Source organism: Nonomuraea sp. CX421 (assembly GCF_059358955.1).
The window spans coordinates 250,387-268,281 of record NZ_JCADBK010000008.1 but is presented as its reverse complement, the minus strand read 5'-3'; the positions used below and the strand labels follow the sequence as shown (position 1 = coordinate 268,281).

Below are 17,895 nucleotides of genomic sequence, written 5' to 3'. Positions count from 1 at the left end.
GATGTCTCCTCCTCCTTCGTCACCTCTATGGGACCTCTTCGCACCGGGTCGCCTGCAGGGCCGTAGGTCCCGTCCGGGCAGGGCCAAGGGCCATGTCTGCCCTGGTGACCTGGGGGTAGCTCGTGCGCATGGCCGTCATCGATCCCTGGACCCGCCCGGAGTACGCGCCGCAGCGCGCGAGCCGTCCCGGTGAGCCGCCGGTGAACCCGTGGACCCTGGACTTCGAGGGCTTCGACCCGGCGGCCGAAGGGCTCCGGGAGGCGCTGTGCACGCTGGGCAACGGCCGGTTCGCCACCCGGGGGGCGACGCCCGACGGCGCCGGCCGGACACCCGGCACCTACGCGGCGGGCTGCTTCAACCGCCTCGACTCCACGGTCGCCGGGCGCGTGGTGTCCAACGAGGACATGGTCAACCTGCCCGACTGGCTGCCGGTGGCCTTCGCCACGCCCGGCTCCGACTGGTTCGACCCGGCGACGGACGGCCTGCTCGACTACCGCCACGAGCTGGACCTGCGTCACGGGGTGCTGCTGCGGCTGCTGCGCTGGCGTGACGCGGCGGGCCGCGTCACGCGGGTGCGGCAGCGCCGCCTGGTGTCCATGGCCGACCCGCGCCTGGCCGCGCTGGAGACCGAGTTCGTCCCGGAGAACTGGTCGGGCCCGATGCGGGTGCGGACCGTACTCGACGGCCGGGTGGCCAACCGGGGGGTCGCCCGCTACCGCGAGCTGCGTGGCGACCATCTGACCGGCCACGCCACCGGCATCGAGGACGACCTGGCCTGGCTGACCGCCACCACCCGCTCCTCCGGCATCACCGTCGCCTTCGCGGCCCGCACCGACTGCGCCTTCCCCGCCCGCGAGGCGACCCGCGAACCCGACCGGATCACCGCGGAGTACCGGCTCGACCTGATCGAAGGCGAGCCGGTGACGCTGTCCAAGGTCGTCGCCCTGGTGACCTCGCGCGACCCCGCGATCAGCGACGCCCGCTCCGCCGCGGTGCGGGCCGTGCGGCTGGCGCCGGGCTTCGACACGCTGCTGGCCCGGCACCGGGCCGCCTGGGACCGCCTGTGGGAGCGCGCCCGGCTCGACGTCGACGGGCCGGAGACCTCACAGATCGTCCACCTGCACGTCTTCCACCTGTTGCAGACGCTCTCCCCGCACACGGCCGACATCGACGCGGGCGTGCCCGCGCGGGGCCTGCACGGCGAGGCGTACCGGGGGCACGTGTTCTGGGACGAGCTGTTCGTGATGCCATGGCTGAACCTCCGCTTTCCCGACATCTCCCTCGGCCTGCTGCGCTACCGGTGGCGGCGGCTGCCCGAGGCCAGGGCGGCGGCCCGCGCCGCGGGGTTCGCCGGCGCGATGTTCCCGTGGCAGAGCGCGAGCGACGGCACTGAGCAGACCCAGACCCTGCATCTCAACCCCGAGTCCGGCCGCTGGCTGCCCGACCACTCCCACCTGCAGCGGCACGCCGGCCTGGCCATCGCCTACAACATCTGGCAGCACTACCTGGCGACCGGCACGATGCGGCCGTGGTGCGCGGAGCTGCTGATCGACATCGCCAGGTTCTTCGCCTCGCTGGCCGAGGCGGACCCGGAGTCGGGCCGCTACGAGATCCGGGGCGTCATGGGCCCCGACGAGTATCACGACGGCTACCCCGGGGCCGAGTCCCCCGGCCTGGACAACAACGCCTACACCAACGTGATGACCGTCTGGCTGCTGCTGCGCGCCGCCGACACGCTGGAGCTGTTCCCCGAATTCCAGGGCACGGCCGAGGAGGCGGATCGCTGGCACGACATCACCCGGCGGATGCGGGTCGACTTCCACGACGGCGTGATCAGCCAGTTCACCGGCTACGCCGGCCTGGAGGAGCTCGACTGGGAGCGCTATCGCGGCGTGCGGCGGCTCGACCGGGCGCTGGAGGCCGCCGGCGACGACGTCAACCGCTACCGGGCGTCCAAGCAGGCCGACACGCTGATGCTCTTCTACCTGCTGACGGCCGACGAGCTGCTGGCGCTGCTCCTGCGGCTCGGCTATCCGTGCGAGCCCGGCCTCATCCACCGCACGATCCACTACTACCTCGCGCGCACCAGCCACGGCTCGACCCTGAGCGCCGTGGTGCACGCCTGGGTGCTCGCCCGATCGGACCGGGCCGGCTCCTGGCGGTTCTTCCACGAGGCCTTGATCAGCGACATCCAGGACGTCCAGCACGGCACCACCGCCGAAGGCATCCACCTCGGCGCCATGGCGGGCACGCTCGACCTGCTGCAGCGCTGCTACCTGGGGATGGAGCTGCGCCGCGACGGGCTGCGTCTCAACCCGGTGCTGCCCGACCGGCTGGGCACGATGTCGCTGACGATCCGCTACCGGGGCGCGCGGTTCTTCATCGACGCCGACCGCGAGAGCGCGTGGATCAACGACAACATGCTCAGGTGCGGCGCCAGCCGTACGTTCACGAGCGATCAAGGGGGGACCAGCATGGCCGCGACGGGCGACCTCGGACGCCGCATCATCTACCACCGCGAACGCCTCGGGCTGACCCGCGAGCAGCTCGCCGAGCGCACCGGCATGGCCGCCGGCTACGTCAAGTACCTGGAGGAGAACCCCGAGACGCTCGCCACGGGCGCGCTGGGGCGGCTCGCGGCCGCCCTGGAGACGACCGTCGAGAGCCTGCTCGGCGGCGGCCTCGACCGGCCGCCGGGACGCGGCCCGGCGGCCGCCCATCCGATGCTTGAGACCCTCGACCGTGACGAGTGCCTGCGCCTGGTCGCGCCCGGCGGCGTCGGCCGGGTCGCCTTCAGCGGCCTGTACGGGCCCACCGTGCTGCCCGTCAACTACCGGCTGCACGAGGGCGCGATCGTCTTCCGCACGGCCCACGGCGGCCCGATGGACCGCGACCTGCGCACCGGCGTGGAGGGCATGGACATCAAGATCGGCTTCGAGGTCGACCGGATCGACGAGGCCAGGCGCGAGGGCTGGAGCGTGCTCATCCAGGGGCCGGCCCACCATGTGCCACCCGACGAGATCGAGCGGGTGATCGGCTCCGGCGTGACCCCCTGGGCGGGCGGTGAGCGCGAGCTGTACATCCGCATCGTGCCGCAGCGGATCACCGGCCGCCGCGTCCACGGGCTCTGACGATCCGCGCGCGAGGTCACTCCCGCTCCCGGCGAGCACGCCCCGCGCCGAGCCGGAGCAGGGCCCGCGCCGCGTCACAGAGCACCGGCGTGAGCAGCGCGGCGCCCACGGCCATCGCCCAGCCCAGCGGCGGGACCGGCGCGAGCGCGAGGAACGTGCCGAGGGCCGGCACCAGCGTCACCAGCACCTGCAGCGCGGCCGCGGCCACGACGGCGAGCAGCACCGCCCGGCCGTGCCACCAGCCGCGCTCGAAGGTCCAGCGCCGGGCCCGGGCGACGTAGGCCAGGGTCAGCCGGGCGAAGACGAGGGCGAGCACGGCCTGGGTGCGCACCTGCGCCTCGTCCCAGCCGAGCCGCCGGGCGACCTCCACCGTGGCGAAGACCAGCAGCCCGACGATGAGCGAGCGGATCCCGATGCGGGCCAGCACGGCGCCGGACAGCAGCCCGTCGCGGCGCGGTCTGGCCGTCAGCGGGTCGCCGGCCGGCCGGTCGACGCCCAGGGCGATGGCCGGGATGCCGTCGAGCACCAGATTGATCCAGAGCAGTTGCACCGGCAGCAGCGGGATGACCAGGTCGGGCCAGGCGAACAGGCCCACGAGCACGAGGAAGATCTCGGCCAGGTTGCCGGCCAGCAGGTAGCCGATCATGGATTCGACGTTGTGGTGCAGGCGGCGGCCCTGCCGCACCCCGGTGACGATGGTGCCCAGCTCGCCGTTGGTGACCACCACGGCGGCGGCCTCCCTGGCCACGTCGGTGCCCTCGTCGCCGGCCATGGCGATGCCGACGTCGGCGTGCCGCAGCGCGGGCGCGTCGTTGACGCCGTCGCCGGTCATCGCGACGACCTCGCCGCCCGCGCGCAGCGCGCGGACCAGGTCCAGCTTGGTCGCCGGATCGACGCGGGCCAGCACGTTCGCCTCGCGCAGCCGCTCCTCGCGGTCCTCGCCGTCCAGCGCGGCCCCGGTCACCACCGGGTCGGGCTCGATGCCGACCTGCTCGGCCACGGCCCGGGCGGTGCCGGCGTGGTCGCCGGTCACCATGATCACCCGGATGCCGCCCCGCCGGCAGTCGGCGACGGCCTGCCGCGCCGACTCGCGGATCTCGTCGCTCAGCGCGAGCAGCGCGACCGGCCGCAGCCCGGTCGCGTCGAGGTCGTCGGTGTCGCGCTCGGCCAGCGCCAGCACGCGCAGCCCCCGGCCGGCCAGCTCGGGCACGGCCCGCTCCAGCCGGTCGACCTCCGGGCCGGGGGCGCACCGGGCCAGTACCACCTCCGGCGCGCCCTTCACGGTCAGCACCGGCCCCTCGGTGACGACCGCCATCGAGCGTACGTCGGCGTCGAAGGGCCTGGTCGACAGCCTGGCCCCGCCGTCGTGGGGCGTCGTCCCGTGGCGGGCGGCGGCGGCCAGCAGCGCCACGTCCACCGCGTCGCCCACGCCGTCGTGGGCGTCGTTGCAGCGTACGGCGGCCCGCCAGACGTCCGCGCCCGGCACCGCGACGTGGTCGGCGACGGTCAGCCGCCCGGTGGTCAGGGTGCCGGTCTTGTCCGAGGCGATCACGGTGGTGGCGCCGAGCGCCTGGATGGCCGGCAACCGCCGCACGATGACCCCGCGCCGGGCCATCCGCTGCGAGCCGAGCGCCAGGGCGGTGGTGACGGCGGCCGCCATGCTCTCGGGCACCGCCGCGATGGCCAGCGCCACCCCGGCGAGCGCCAGGTCGAGCGGCTCGATGCCGCCCCGGGCCAGCCCGAGCGCCACCATCACCACGCCCGCGGCGAGGGCCAGCAGGCCGATGCGCTTGGAGACGGTGGCGAGCTCCACCTCCAGCGGCCCCCTGACCTTGCCCTGCAGAGCGGAGGCGATGTGGCCCATCTCGGTGCCGGCACCGGTGCTCTCCACCACCGCCACGCCCGAGCCGCGCACCACCATGCTGCCGGAGAACAGCTGCCCGTCACGGTCTCCCAGGGGCCCCCGCGTCGTGCCCTCCGCCCGCTTGCCGGCCGAGTTCGACTCGCCCGTCAGCATGGACTCGTTCACGGCCAGCGAGACCGCCTCCAGCACGCGGGCGTCGGCGGGCACCCGGTCTCCGGCCGCCACCTCGATCAGGTCGCCGGGCACCACCTCCGCGGCCGCGATCCGCCGGACCACGCCGTCGCGGCGGACCTTGGCCATCGGCGCCGACAGCGTCCGCAGGGCGCGGACGGCCCGCTCGGCCTTGACCTCCTGGGTGACGCCGATCACCACGTTGACCGCCAGGATCGCCATGATGGCCGCGCCCTCGGGCGCCTCGCCCAGCACGACCAGGGTGACCAGGCCGGCGACCAGCAGCAGGATCGACAGCGGATCGGCCAGCTGGCGGACCGCTCTGAGCGGGATCGACGGCTGCCGGGGCTCTGGTAACCGGTTCGGCCCGTGCTCGGTCAGCAGGCGGGCCGCCTCGTCGTCGCCGAGCCCCCGCCGGGCATCCGTGATCGCGTCCATGGCCCCATCAGATCATCCAAGACACCCGCGTCGCGGGAGCCGAAAGGCCGTTGTCCGCTGTGACCTTCGTCCCACTCCGATCGGCGATGGCGCCGATCGTCCCCTGGGGGCGACAGGAGGCCCGCGCCGACCGTCACCTGCGGGGTGTGACGGGACCGCACCGATCGTCACCTGTGGCGTGCGAGGGCTGCCGCGCGGGTGTCAGCTCGTGGGGATGGCGAAGCGACCGGCGAGGGTTTCGCCCCAGCGGCGGGCGCGGTCCAGCTCGCCGCCCGCCAGCGGGCCCCGGGAGTCGGTGACGAAGAAGCTCTGGGCGGGGGCGACGAGCCGCAGGCCGAGGCGGCGCAGCCGTTTGGCGGCGGCGCGGGCGGCCGAGCCCGGCAGGTGCGGCTTGGCGACGCGGGTGTCGAAGGCGGCGACGGGCGTGCCGCGCGCCACCCGCAGGGCGGCCAGCCATTCGCGGATGCCGGGCCCCTGCGACACCAGAGGTTCCCGGGCCTGCTCGGCGGCGGACCTGCGGGTGGACTCCCGGCTCATGCTGAAGGCGTGGGTGGGGCCGCCGACCACCAGCAGCGCGACCTCCTCCGGTGGTGACACCGGCGCGGCGGCGACCTCGACGACCTCGGTCCTCATCGCCCTGGCGAGTCCCTCCGCCACGGCCTGCGCGATCTGCCCGGTGTTGCCGTACATGGACTCGTAGACGATCAGCGCGTACATCACACACCTCTTTCTGGGGCGGGTCAGCCGTGGCCGGGCAGGATGGGCTCCAGGTGGAACATCCCGGTGACGATCTCGCCCGGCCCCTCCTCCCGGAGATCGGTGCGGCCGGCCACGGCGGACAGGACGTCGCGGGCCGTGACCAGCCCGACGAGGCCACCGCGGGACACCACGGGCACGGCGTCGCAGCCGCTGTCGACCATGACGGCCGCGACGCGGGTGAGCGGGGTGTCGGGCCCCACGCGCGGCCGGGGCTCGCGCCCCAGCAGGGAGCCGACCTGGCGGTCGGACTGCTCCTGCGGCCCGCCGGACCAGGTGACGGCCACGTCCTCGCGGGTGAGGACGCCCACGACGTGTCTCCCCTCGACGACCGGCAGGTGGTGGACATCGGACCGGCGCATCAGCTCCCAGGCCATCAGCGGCGACTCGTCCGCCCTGATCGCCACCAGGACCCGGCTCATCACGTGCCGGGCGGTCAGGTCCTCGATCTTCATGACGCCTCCTCTCGCGGCCGCACCACCGCGACCGGGCGGCTCACGTGGTGCAGCACACCGTGGCTGACCGAGCCGAGCACCGCCGAGGCGAACCCGCCCAGGCCGCGCGAGCCGACCACCACGAGGTCGGCGGTCGCGGCGGCCTTGATGAGCGCGGACACGGGGTGTTCGCAGAGCTGTTCGTCGGTGATCAGGACGTCGGGGTTCGCCTCCCGCCAGGGGATCAGCCGTTCGCGGGCCGCCTGGGCCTGCTGCTGGAAGGCCTCCTGCAGCAGGTCGCTGAAGGCGACGGCGTACGGCGAGTAGACCGGCAACTGCCAGGCGTAGACGACGTGCAGTTGCGCGTCGCGGCTGCGGGCCTGCTCGATGGCGTACGCCATGGCCGCCACGGACGGCTCGGAGCCGTCATAGCCGACGACGATCCGGCCATGCGTCACCACGGCGGGTCCGCGCACGATCACGACCGGTCCGGCGGCGTGCCCGGCGACGGCCATGCCGATCGACCCGAGCACCATTCCGGCGAACCCGCCGTGTCCTCTGCTGCCGAGCACCACGCTGTCGGCGGTCGCGGACTCGGCGACGAGCGCGCCGGCCACTCCCCCGTGCAGCAACTCGGTGCTCAGCTCGACGTCCGGCGCCAGGTCGCCGGCGTGGGCGGCGGCCGTCTCCAGGGTGCGGGCGCAGTGCTCGGTCGCGCCGTCGGCGTGCCAGGGCTCGCACACGTGCACGATCCGCAGTCCCAGCGCCCGGTGCCGCGCGTCGGCGGCGGCCCACTCCACCGCCGCCGTCGCCGGCGCGGAGCCGTCCACCCCCACCACGATCCGTCCGGCCATCACGCTCTCCTCCACGATGGGCCCTTCCACCTCCACCTTTCCGAAATGGGCGGCCGGAATCCGGAGGACGAAGTCCCCGATCCGGGTGCCGTTGGTCCCTATGGATTTGCGAATATTCGCAATTGCCTACATAGTTGAGCCATCAGCTCGCGGGAAGCCGGCCGGCCGGCCGCGACGGGCTCTCACGGAAAGGCGGAGACGGCGTGCCGGTCCCCCTGTACCAGGCGAAAGCCGAGTTCTTCCGGATGCTGGGGCACCCGGTCCGCATCCGCGTGCTGGAGCTGCTGCAGGACGGCCCGGTGCCGGTGCGCGACCTGCTGGCGGCGATCGACGTCGAGCCGCCCAACCTGTCGCAGCATCTGGCGGTGCTGCGGCGCTCGGGCATCGTCACGTCGGCCCGCGAGGGCTCCAGCGTGGTCTACCAGCTGGCCGGCGGCGACGTGGCCGACCTGATGCGCGCCGCGCGCCGGATCCTGACCGCCATGCTCACCGACCAGCACGACCTGCTCGAGGAGCTGCGCTCGTCGGAGGTCGGCACCCCGTGAGCCGGTGGCTCCACCGGGCCTGGGGCTCGGCCGGCTCGCTGCTGCCCGCCCGGAGCGACCTGGCCGCGATGCGCCGTCACCCGCGCCGCGACCTGCTGGCCGGGCTCACGGTCGCGATCGTGGCGCTGCCGCTGGCGCTCGGTTTCGGCGTCTCCTCGGGGCTGGGCGCGGAGGCGGGGCTGGCCACCGCGGTCGTCGCGGGCGCCGTCGCCGCCGTGTTCGGCGGCTCCAACCTGCAGGTCTCCGGCCCCACCGGGGCCATGACCGTGGTGCTGGTGCCGATCGTCGCCCAGTACGGTCCCGGGGGCGTGCTGACGGTCGGCCTGATGGCCGGCGTCATCCTGCTGGCCCTGGCTGTGGCCCGGGTCGGGCGATACATGCGTTATGTCCCCGCGCCCGTGGTGGAGGGCTTCACCCTGGGCATCGCCTGCGTGATCGCCCTGCAGCAGGTCCCCTCCGCTCTGGGCGTGCCCCCACCCGAGGGCGACAAGGCGGTGGCCGTGGCCTGGCAGGCCGTGCTGGACTTCGCCGCGGCGCCCGACTGGACGGCGATCGCGCTGGCCGCCGGGGTGGCCGTGATCATGCTGGGCGGAGCCCGGCTGCGGCCGGCCGTCCCGTTCTCCATCGTCGCCGTGGTCGCGGCGACCGTCGCGGCGACGCTGCTCGACCTGGACGCGACCCCGATCGGCGCCCTGCCGGCGGGTCTGGCCGCCCCCTCGCTGGCCTTCCTGGACCTGTCCGCGATCGGCTCGCTGCTGACGCCCGCCATCGCGGTGGCGGCGCTGGCCGCGCTGGAGTCGCTGCTGTCGGCGTCGGTGGCCGACGGCATGACCGTGGGCGAGCGGCACGACCCCGACCGCGAGCTGTTCGGGCAGGGCCTGGCCAACATCGCCGCGCCGCTGTTCGGCGGCGTCCCGGCGACCGCGGCCATCGCCCGCACCGCCGTCAACGTCCGCAGCGGCGCCTCCTCCCGGCTGGCCTCGCTGACCCACGCCGCCGTGCTGGCCGCCATCGTCTACACCGCCGCGCCGCTGGTCTCGCACATCCCGCTGGCCGCGCTGGCGGGGGTCCTGCTGGCCACCGCGATCCGGATGGTCGAGGTCGGCTCGCTGCGCGCGATCGTCCGAGCCACCCGCTCAGACGCTCTCGTGCTGGTGCTGACCGCCGTGGCCACGGTGGTCCTCGACCTGGTCTACGCGGTCATCATCGGCCTCGTCATCGCCGGGGCGCTGGCGCTGCGGGCCGTGGCCCGTCAGGCCCGGCTGGACCAGGTCGACTTCAAGCCCGACCTGCCCGGCGAGCACGGCGACGAGGAGCACGCCCTGCTCGCCGAGCACATCGTCGCCTACCGGATCGACGGCCCGCTGTTCTTCGCCGCCGCCCACCGGTTCCTGCTGGAGCTGTCCGAGGTCGCCGACGTGCGCGTGGTCATCCTGCGGATGTCCCGCGTGACCACCGTGGACGCCACGGGGGCGCTCGTGCTCAAGGACGCCGTCGACCGGCTGCACCGGCGGGGCATCCTCGTGCTGGTCTCCGGCCTGCGGCCCGGCCAGGTGCCGGTGTTCGACTCGGTCGGCGCCCTGGACCAGGCGGGCGGCAGGCACCCCGGCACCCCGGAGGCCATCGAGCACGCCCGCGCGCACCTGCGGCGGGCCGGGCTGCTGCCGGCCGCGCCCGCGCCGGCCTGACCGCGCGGGGTGGGCGGCGGGGGCGCGGAGTGCGGCGGGGCTCAGGGCCGGTTGCTCGGCTCCCAGCCTCGCGCCGGGCGGCCCGGCCGGTCGTCGCGGGAGCGGTAGACGATGTACGGGCGCGTGAGGTAGCCGATCGGCGCGGTCAGCATGTGCACCAGCCGGGTGAACGGCCAGATCGCGAAGAGCAGGAGCGCGCTGAGCGCGTGGGCCTGGAAGAGCGGCGGCGCCCCGGCCATGAGCTCCGCCTTCGGCTGGAAGGCGAAGACCGACCGGAACCAGGGCGAGATGGTGGAACGGTAGTCGTAGCCGCCGCCGATGACGTTGGCGGCGACGGTCGCGGCCAGGCCCAGCACGATCACCAGGACCAGGACGGCGTACATGAGCTTGTCGTTGCGGGTGGTGGCGGTGAAGACGGGGCCCACGGTGCGGCGGCGATAGACGAGGATGGCGAGGCCGGCCAGCGTGCACACGCCCGCCACGGTGCCGAGCGCGACGGCCGCCAGATGGTAGGCCTCCTCGGTGACGCCCACCGCCTCCGTCCAGGACTTCGGGATCACCAGGCCGCCGACGTGGCCGAGGATCACCACCAGGAGACCGAAGTGGAACAACGGGCTGCCGACGCGCAGCAGCCGCGACTCGTACATCTGGGAGGAGCGCGTCGTCCAGCCGAACTTGTCGTAGCGGTAGCGCCACACGTGGCCGAGCACGAACACGGTGAGGGCCACGTACGGGGCGGCCACCCACAGGAGCAGGTCCAGCGCGTTCATCGGGAGTCTCCGGGGATCGTGAAGGGTTGCAGGCCGACCTCTTCGACCGGCGGCCCCTCGGCCGCCAGCCGGGCCACGGCGGCGCGCTCGCGCGCGGTCGGCGGCGGCAGGGTGGCCAGGACGGCGGCGACCACGTCCTGGTAGGGCGAGCGTTCGTCCCGCAGGGCGGCCAGCAGCGTCTCCAGGCCCGCCCGGTGCTCGCGGAGCAGCCGGGTCGCCTGCTCGGTCGCGCCCCGGCCGGACAGCTCGCAGACGGCGGCCAGGTGGTCGGGCAGCTCGCCGTCGGCGAGCTCGAACCCGGCCTCCCGGAAGGCGTGCTTGAACCGCAGCAGCGCCATCCCGCGCTTGCGGGTGTCGCCGTAGGCGTAGTAGCTGAGGTACAGGCAGCAGCGGCGCTTGAGATCGAACGTCGCCACGTAGTGCTCGGCCAGCTCGGCCACCGGGGTGACCGCCAGGTGGTCGAGGAAGGCGGTCAGCCGCCTGGCCGGCTCGCCCGAAGGCAGCCCGGCCACGGTCTCGGCCAGCAGCGGCACCGCCCCGGCCAGCCGCTCGTCGGGGTAGCCGAGCAGCACCGAGGCCGTCAGGTGCACCGCGCGGTCGCTCATGACTTCTCCTCGCGCTTGGGGAACAGGCCGTCGGGCATCCCCTTGCCGTCCCAGTTGAGCAGGTTGACGCGGCCGGAACGGTCGGCCGGATCGACCAGGGCGCCGCTCCCCTGGCGGTCCTTGAGCGCGTGGAAGTTCTCCACCGCCACCGGCGCGGGCACGCCGCTCCCCTCGCCGAACGGGCCGCCCATGCCGGGGCCGCCCTCGTAGTCGAGGCTGCACCCGGCGAACGACTCCTCCAGCTCCCCGGCCTGCTCGGCGTGCGCCTTGGGGATCACGTAACGCTCGGCGTAGGGAGCCAGGGCGAGCAGCCGGTGCATGCCCTCGACCTGCTCGCCGGTCAGGCCGGCCGACGCGGCGATGCTCTCGTCGGGGCTCTGGCCGAGGTTGAGGCGGCGCATGTAGGAGCGCATGGCGGCCAGGCGGCGGAGCGAGGCCCGCACCGGCTCGGGGTCGCCGGCCGTGAACAGCTCGGCCAGGTACTCGACCGGGATGCGCAGGGAGTCGATCGCGCCGAACAGGTTGCCCGCGTCCTCGCCGTCGTGGCCGGTGCCGGCCAGCGCGTCGACCATCGGCGACAGGGGCGGGATGTACCAGACCATCGGCATCGTGCGGTATTCGGGATGCAGCGGGAGCGCGACGCCGTACTCGAAGATCAGTTTGTGGATGGGCGAGCGGCGCGCCGCGTCCAGCCAGTCCTCGGGGATGCCGGAGGCGCGCGCGCCCGCGATCACCTCGGGGTCGTCCGGGTCCAGCAGCACGCTCTTCTGCGCCTCGTACAGGTCCTTCTCGTCGGGCACCGAGGCCGCGTCCATGACGCGGTCGGCGTCGTAGAGGATGAGGCCGATGTAGCGCAGCCGGCCCACGCACGTCTCGGAGCAGACGGTCGGGATGCCCACCTCGACCCGGGGATAGCAGAAGGTGCACTTCTCGGCCTTACCGGTGCGGTGGTTGAAGTACACCTTCTTGTACGGGCAGCCGGTCACGCACATCCGCCAGCCCCGGCAGCGGTCCTGGTCGACCAGCACGATGCCGTCCTCCGCGCGCTTGTACATCGCGCCGGACGGACAGGAGGCCACGCATGACGGGTTGAGGCAGTGCTCGCAGATGCGCGGCAGGTAGAACATGAACGCCTGCTCGAACTCCAGCTTCACCTGGTCCGACAGCTTGCGCAGCACCGGGTCGGCGGAGGCCAGCTGCGGGGCGCCGGCCAGGTTGTCGTCCCAGTTGGCACTCCAGGTGATCTTCGTCGGCAGGCCGCTGATGAGCGATCTGGGCCGGGCGACCGGCGTGTCCTCGGTGGCGGGGGCGGAGAAGAGCCGGTCGTAGTCGTAGGTCCACGGCTCGTAGTAGTCGCCGATGGACGGCATGAGCGGGTTGGCGAAGATGGTGAGGAGCTTGTGCAGCCGGCCTCCGGCACGCAGCTTCAGCCGGCCGCGCCCGTTCAGCTCCCAGCCGCCCTTCCACTTCTTCTGGTCCTGGTAGGTGCGGGGATAGCCCTGCCCGGGACGGGTCTCGACGTTGTTGAACCAGACGTACTCGGTGCCGGCCCGGTTGGTCCAGGCCTGCTTGCAGGTGACCGAGCAGGTGTGGCAGCCGATGCACTTGTCCAGGTTCATCACCATGGCCAGCTGGCCCATGACTCTCATCAGTAGTCGACCTCCTGGGAACGGCGCCGGATGACGGTGACCTCGTCGCGCTGGTTTCCCGTGGGCCCGAGGTAGTTGAAGGCGAACGACAGCTGGGCGTAGCCGCCGATCAGGTGGGTGGGTTTGACCAGCAGGCGGGTGAGCGAGTTGTGGATGCCGCCGCGCCGCCCGGACGCCTCGGTCTTGGGCACGTCCACCACGCGTTCCTGCGCGTGGTACATGTACACGGTGCCCTCGGGCATGCGGTGCGAGACGACGGCGCGGGCGACGACGACCCCGTTGCGGTTGACCGCCTCGATCCAGTCGTTGTCGTCGATGCCCGCCTTGGCCGCGTCCGCCGGGCTCATCCAGATGGTCGGCCCGCCGCGTGACAGGGTGAGCATGAGCAGGTTGTCCTGGTATTCAGAGTGGATGGACCACTTGGAGTGCGGGGTGAGGTAGCGCACCGTGATCCCGTCCGCCCCCGACTCGCCGACGCCCGGCTCGCCGAACATCGCGGTCATGTTCAACGGCGGCCGGTAGACCGGCAGCGCCTCACCCGCCTCCTGCATCCAGTCGTGGTCGAGGTAGAAGTGCTGGCGGCCGGTGAGGGTGTGCCAGGGTTTGCGATGCTCGACGTTGGTGGTGAACGCCGAGTAGCGCCGCCCGCCCGTCTCGCTGCCCGACCACTCGGGCGAGGTGATCACCGGCACCGGCCGCGCCTGGGTGTCGGCGAACGTGATGCGCCGGTGCTCATCGGCCAGGCCGTCGAAGGACGTCCCGGTACGGCGGCCCAGCGTGGCGAAGCCCTGGGCGGCCAGCCGGCCGTTGGTCGTGCCCGACAGGGCCAGGATGGCCTCGCACATCGCGATGTCGGTGGCCAGCGACGGCCGCCCGTCCGCCGTCGTGCCGTTGGTCCGGCCCAGCCGTTCGACCTCGGCGGCCAAGTCGAAGGTGAGGCCCTTGGTGGTGGCGCCGAGCCGTTCGGTCAGCGGCCCGAGCGAGGCCATCTTCGCCGCGACGGCGCCGTAGTCGCGTTCGACGGTGACGAGCTTGGGGAAGTCGACGCCGGGGGTCGGCCGCGTGCCCGTGGTCCGCCAGTCGCGCACCCGCCCGTGCGGGGTGGCCAGCTCGTCGGGCGTGTCGTGCAGCAGCGGCACGGCCACGACGTCCGTGCGGGTGCCGAGGTGCGTCTCGGCCAGCGCGCTGAAGGACGCGGCGATGGCGTGGAACGCGGCGAAGTCGGTGCGGGTCTGCCAGGGCGGGTCGATGGCCGGGGAGAAGGCGTGCACGAACGGGTGCATGTCGGTGGACGACAGGTCGTGCTTCTCGTACCAGGTGGCGGCGGGCAGCACGATGTCGGAGAACAGCGTGGTGGAGGTCATCCGGAAGTCCAGCGACAGCAGCAGGTCGAGCTTGCCCCTCGGCGCCTCCTCCGGCCAGGCGAGGCTCTCGGGCCGCTGCTCCGGCCCCGCCTCCTCGGCCCGCACCGACGAGTCGGTGCCCAGCAGGTGGCGCAGGAAGTACTCGTTGCCCTTGGCCGACGAGCCCAGCAGGTTGGCCCGCCACACGGTCAGCACGCGCGGCCAGTTGGCGGGCGCGTCGGGATCCTCGCAGGCCCAGCCGAGGCCGCCGGAGGCGACCTGCTCGGTGATGTACGGCCCGGCCTCGCGCCCCGCGGCGGCGGCCTCGTCGGCCAGGTCGAGCGGGTTGCGGTCGAACGTGGGGTAGGACGGCATCCAGCCCATCCGCGCCGACTGCGACAGCAGGTCCGCGGTGGCCTTGCCGGCGAACGCGCCGCCGCCGAGCGGGGAGGAGACGACGTCGGCGGAGTAGGTGTCGTAGCGCCACTGGTCGGTGTGCAGGTACCAGTAGGCGGTGCCGATCATCTGCCGGGGCGGGCGCGACCAGTCGAGGCCGCCGGCCAGCTGCGCCCAGCCGGTGACCGGCCGGCACTTCTCCTGGCCGACGTAGTGGGCCCAGCCGCCGCCGTTGACGCCCTGGCAGCCGGTCAGCGTGGTCAGCGCCAGGAAGGAGCGGTAGATCGTGTCGGAGTGGAACCAGTGGTTGGTCCCCGCCCCCATGATGATCATGGAGCGGCCGTTGGACTCCTCGGCGTTGCGGGCCCACTCGCGCGCGATGCGGATCGCCTGGGCCGCCGGGACCGAGGTGACGCGCTCCTGCCAGGCCGGGGTGTACGGCTCGTCCGCGTCGTCGTAGCCGGCCGGCCACCTGCCGGGCAGGCCCTCGCGGGCCACGCCGTACTGGGCGAGCATCAGGTCGTACACGGTGGTGACCAGATGGCCGCCGATCCGCCGGACCGGGACGCCGCGCTCCAGCACGCCGCCGTCGTCGCCGGTGTCGAAGCGGGGCAGCGCGACCGTGACGGCCTCGCCGCCGTAGACGGTCAGGGCCGGGTCGAGGTCGCCCAGGTCGAGGTTCCAGCGGCCCTGCCCCTGCTCGGCGAAGCGGAAGCCGAGCGAGCCGTTGGGCACCGCCGCCTCGCCGGTCCGTGAGTCCAGCACGACCGTCTTGAACGCCTCCTCCTTGCCCTCCTGCCCCAGGTCGGCCGCGGTGAGGAACTTGTCCGGCAGGTACGAGCCGCCCTCGTGCTCGCGCAGCCGCACCAGGAACGGCAGGTCGGTGTGACGCTTGACGTAGTCGGTGAAGTAGGGCGTCGGGCGGTCGGTGAAGAACTCCTTGAGGATCACCTGGCCCATCGCCATGGCCAGCGCGCCGTCGGTGCCCGGACGCGGGGCCAGCCACTCGTCGGCGAACTTGGCCGCGTCGCTGTAGTCGGGCGAGAGCACCACGACCTTCTGGCCCCGGTAGCGGGCCTCGGCCATGAAGTGCGCGTCGGGGGTGCGGGTGACCGGCACGTTCGAGCCCCACAGCATGAGGTAGGACGCGTCCCACCAGTCGGCCGACTCCGGGACGTCGGTCTGGTCGCCGAACACCTGCGGGGAGGCCACCGGCAGGTCGGCGTACCAGTCGTAGAACGACAGCATCGCCCCGCCGATCAGCGAGACGAAGCGGGAGCCGGCGGCGTGCGAGGCCATCGACATGGCCGGGATCGGCGAGAAGCCCGCCACCCGGTCGGGCCCGTACTCCTTGATGGTGTGCACGTGCGCCGCCGCGATGATCTCGGTCGCCTCGTCCCAGGTGATCCGGACCAGCCCGCCCTTGCCTCGGGCCGACTGGTAGCGCCGCCGCCTGACCGGGTCGGAGGTGATCTCCGCCCAAGCCGCGACCGGGTCACGCAGCCTGGCCTTGGCCTCCCGGTACATCTCCACCAGCACGCCGCGCGCGTAGGGGAAACGCACCCGGGTGGGCGAGTAGGTGTACCAGGAGAAGGCGGCCCCTCGCGGGCAGCCGCGCGGCTCGTACTCCGGCCGGTCACCGCCCACGCTGGGATAGTCGGTCTGCTGCGCCTCCCAGGTGATCACGCCGTCCTTGACGTACACCTTCCAGGAGCAGGAGCCGGTGCAGTTGACGCCGTGGGTGGAGCGCACCACCTTGTCGTGGCTCCACCGGTCGCGGTAGAAGGCGTCGCCCTGCCGGCCGCCGATCTGGTGCAGGGTGCGCAGGTCGTCCGAGACCCGGCCGGGACGCAGGTGCCTGCCCAGTTGGAGCAGTGCGTCACTGACAGGTCCATCCATACCCGACATGTAGGGTCCTTCTTTCTCGATCGGTGGTTCAGTCGCGTGCGCGCAGGACGAACCAGCAGTAAACGAAGGCGCCGAGCGCCATGGCCGCCAGCAGCATCAGGCCGATGGAGTAGGAGCCGGTGGCCTGGAAGATGAGCCCCATCACGATGGGCGGCAGGAACCCGCCCAGGCCGCCGGCGGCTCCCACCACGCCGGTGGCGCTGCCCACCATCGTGCCGGGCACGGACCGGCCCAGGATGGCGAAGACCGCGCCGTTGCCGAGGCCGAGCGCGGCGGCCATGGCCAGGAAGCCGACCGTGGCCAGGAGCATGCCCGGGGCGAACGAGACGACGATCGCGCAGCCGAAGACCGCGGCGAGCACCCAGCTCAGCACCAGCGGCCCGCCCACCCGGTCGGCCAGCCAGCCGCCGGCCGGGCGGGCCAGGGTGGCCAGCACCACGAATCCGGCGGTCCGGGCCGCCGCGTCGGCGACGGTCAGGTCGTAGACGGCGCCCAGATACAACGGCAGATAGACGCCGAACGCGACGAAACCGCCGAAGGTCAGCGCGTACATCGCGGCCAGTTCGCGGGTGACGCGCAGCCGGGCGGCGGCGGTGAACCTGGTCAGGAACGGCTCCGTGGCCGCCTGCGTGCCGGGGGCATTGCGGCCCATCGTGAGGAAGGCCAGCCCAACGGCCACCAGGGCCACCGCGACCGCGAAGAAGGGGGCGGGCCGGCCGAACTCGGTGGCCAGCCACGGGGTGGCGAACCCGGAGACGGCCGTGCCGATGTTGCCCATCCCGAAGATGCCCAGCGCCAGGCCGCGCCGCTCCGGCGGGAACCAGCCGTTGACGTACGGCACGCCGATGGCGAAGGTCGCGCCGGTGATGCCCAGCAGCAGGCCGCCGGCCAGCAGCGCCGGGTAGCTCTCGGCGAAGGCCAGGAAGAGCACGGGCAGCACGCCGATCAGGCTGCAGACGCCGAACACCAGCCGTCCGCCGTACCTGTCGGTCAGCGCGCCGAGCACCATCCGGCCGAGCGAGCCGACGATCACCGGGACCGCGACCAGGAGGGAGACGGCGAACGCGCTCAACCCCAGCAGTTCCTTGTAGACCGGGCCCAGGGGGCTCAGCAGCGCCCAGGCCCAGAAGTTCACCGCGAAAGCCGCGGTCGCCAGGGCGAGTGCCGTGGTCCGGCCACGGGTCTGCTCGCGGGTCAGGGGAACGGCAGCCATCGTCAGGTCCTATCCCTTCGTGCCGTACGTGGGCCCTGCCAGCTTTGTGGGGATCAGGGTGATCCTTTAAGGGTCTTTGGTCCCCTCTTTCTGGGCCCTAAACCGTTCCCTCGGAGCCCTGAACCGCCGG

Annotated in this window: 12 protein-coding genes; 3 read left to right on the top strand and 9 right to left on the bottom strand. The window is 73.2% G+C overall.

Translation table 11 applies throughout. From position 1 onward, the window contains the following. Window positions 1-128 precede the first annotated feature (128 nt). The gene (locus AC5L3X_RS17815) at window positions 129-3,131 is read left to right on the top strand and encodes a pyridoxamine 5'-phosphate oxidase family protein (RefSeq protein WP_494858099.1); all 3,003 of its coding nucleotides are present in this window, start codon (window positions 129-131) and stop codon (window positions 3,129-3,131) included. A gap of 16 nt (window positions 3,132-3,147) precedes the next feature. On the opposite strand, the gene AC5L3X_RS17810 is transcribed toward AC5L3X_RS17815, so the two are convergent. The 4 genes from AC5L3X_RS17810 to AC5L3X_RS17795 all read right to left on the bottom strand — a co-directional run bounded on the left by AC5L3X_RS17810 (window position 3,148) and on the right by AC5L3X_RS17795 (window position 7,678). Further along, complete coding sequence (locus AC5L3X_RS17810) at window positions 3,148-5,604, bottom strand: cation-translocating P-type ATPase (RefSeq protein WP_494858097.1); 2,457 nt, start codon at window positions 5,602-5,604, stop codon at window positions 3,148-3,150. A 201-nt stretch (window positions 5,605-5,805) separates the two neighbouring features. Continuing rightward, window positions 5,806-6,321: a flavodoxin family protein gene (locus AC5L3X_RS17805; RefSeq protein ID WP_494858095.1), complete on the bottom strand. Its 516-nt coding sequence runs from the start codon at window positions 6,319-6,321 to the stop codon at window positions 5,806-5,808. A 23-nt stretch (window positions 6,322-6,344) separates the two neighbouring features. Beyond that, window positions 6,345-6,815 (bottom strand): CBS domain-containing protein, encoded by a 471-nt coding sequence (locus tag AC5L3X_RS17800; RefSeq protein ID WP_494858094.1) that lies wholly within the window; start codon window positions 6,813-6,815, stop codon window positions 6,345-6,347. Beyond that, a complete protein-coding gene (locus tag AC5L3X_RS17795) occupies window positions 6,812-7,678 on the bottom strand; it encodes a universal stress protein (RefSeq protein WP_494858092.1) in 867 nt (288 codons plus the stop codon). Before AC5L3X_RS17795 ends, AC5L3X_RS17800 begins: the two co-directional genes overlap by 4 nt. Before the next feature lie 173 nt (window positions 7,679-7,851). Here AC5L3X_RS17795 and AC5L3X_RS17790 point away from each other — a divergent pair, with 173 nt between their 5' ends. Together AC5L3X_RS17790 and AC5L3X_RS17785 are read left to right on the top strand one after the other, a co-directional pair. Next, window positions 7,852-8,193, top strand: a complete 342-nt coding sequence (locus tag AC5L3X_RS17790) for an ArsR/SmtB family transcription factor (RefSeq protein ID WP_494858091.1) — start codon at window positions 7,852-7,854, stop codon at window positions 8,191-8,193. A gap of 68 nt (window positions 8,194-8,261) precedes the next feature. Then, window positions 8,262-9,881, top strand: a complete 1,620-nt coding sequence (locus AC5L3X_RS17785) for a SulP family inorganic anion transporter (protein ID WP_494858209.1) — start codon at window positions 8,262-8,264, stop codon at window positions 9,879-9,881. A 41-nt stretch (window positions 9,882-9,922) separates the two neighbouring features. Here AC5L3X_RS17785 and narI read toward each other — a convergent pair whose 3' ends face one another. The 5 genes from narI to AC5L3X_RS17760 are packed head-to-tail and all read right to left on the bottom strand — an operon-like array spanning window position 9,923 to window position 17,765. After that, a complete protein-coding gene (narI, locus tag AC5L3X_RS17780) occupies window positions 9,923-10,651 on the bottom strand; it encodes a respiratory nitrate reductase subunit gamma (protein ID WP_494858090.1) in 729 nt (242 codons plus the stop codon). Then, on the bottom strand, window positions 10,648-11,256 hold the full coding sequence (narJ, locus tag AC5L3X_RS17775; protein WP_494858089.1) for a nitrate reductase molybdenum cofactor assembly chaperone: 609 nt from the start codon (window positions 11,254-11,256) through the stop codon (window positions 10,648-10,650). Before narJ ends, narI begins: the two co-directional genes overlap by 4 nt. Further along, window positions 11,253-12,905: a nitrate reductase subunit beta gene (gene narH / locus AC5L3X_RS17770; protein ID WP_494858088.1), complete on the bottom strand. Its 1,653-nt coding sequence runs from the start codon at window positions 12,903-12,905 to the stop codon at window positions 11,253-11,255. Before narH ends, narJ begins: the two co-directional genes overlap by 4 nt. Then, complete coding sequence (locus AC5L3X_RS17765) at window positions 12,905-16,552, bottom strand: nitrate reductase subunit alpha (protein WP_494858087.1); 3,648 nt, start codon at window positions 16,550-16,552, stop codon at window positions 12,905-12,907. Before AC5L3X_RS17765 ends, narH begins: the two co-directional genes overlap by 1 nt. A 28-nt stretch (window positions 16,553-16,580) precedes the next feature. Beyond that, window positions 16,581-17,765, bottom strand: a complete 1,185-nt coding sequence (locus tag AC5L3X_RS17760) for an MFS transporter (protein ID WP_189127576.1) — start codon at window positions 17,763-17,765, stop codon at window positions 16,581-16,583. Window positions 17,766-17,895: the final 130 nt, after the last annotated feature.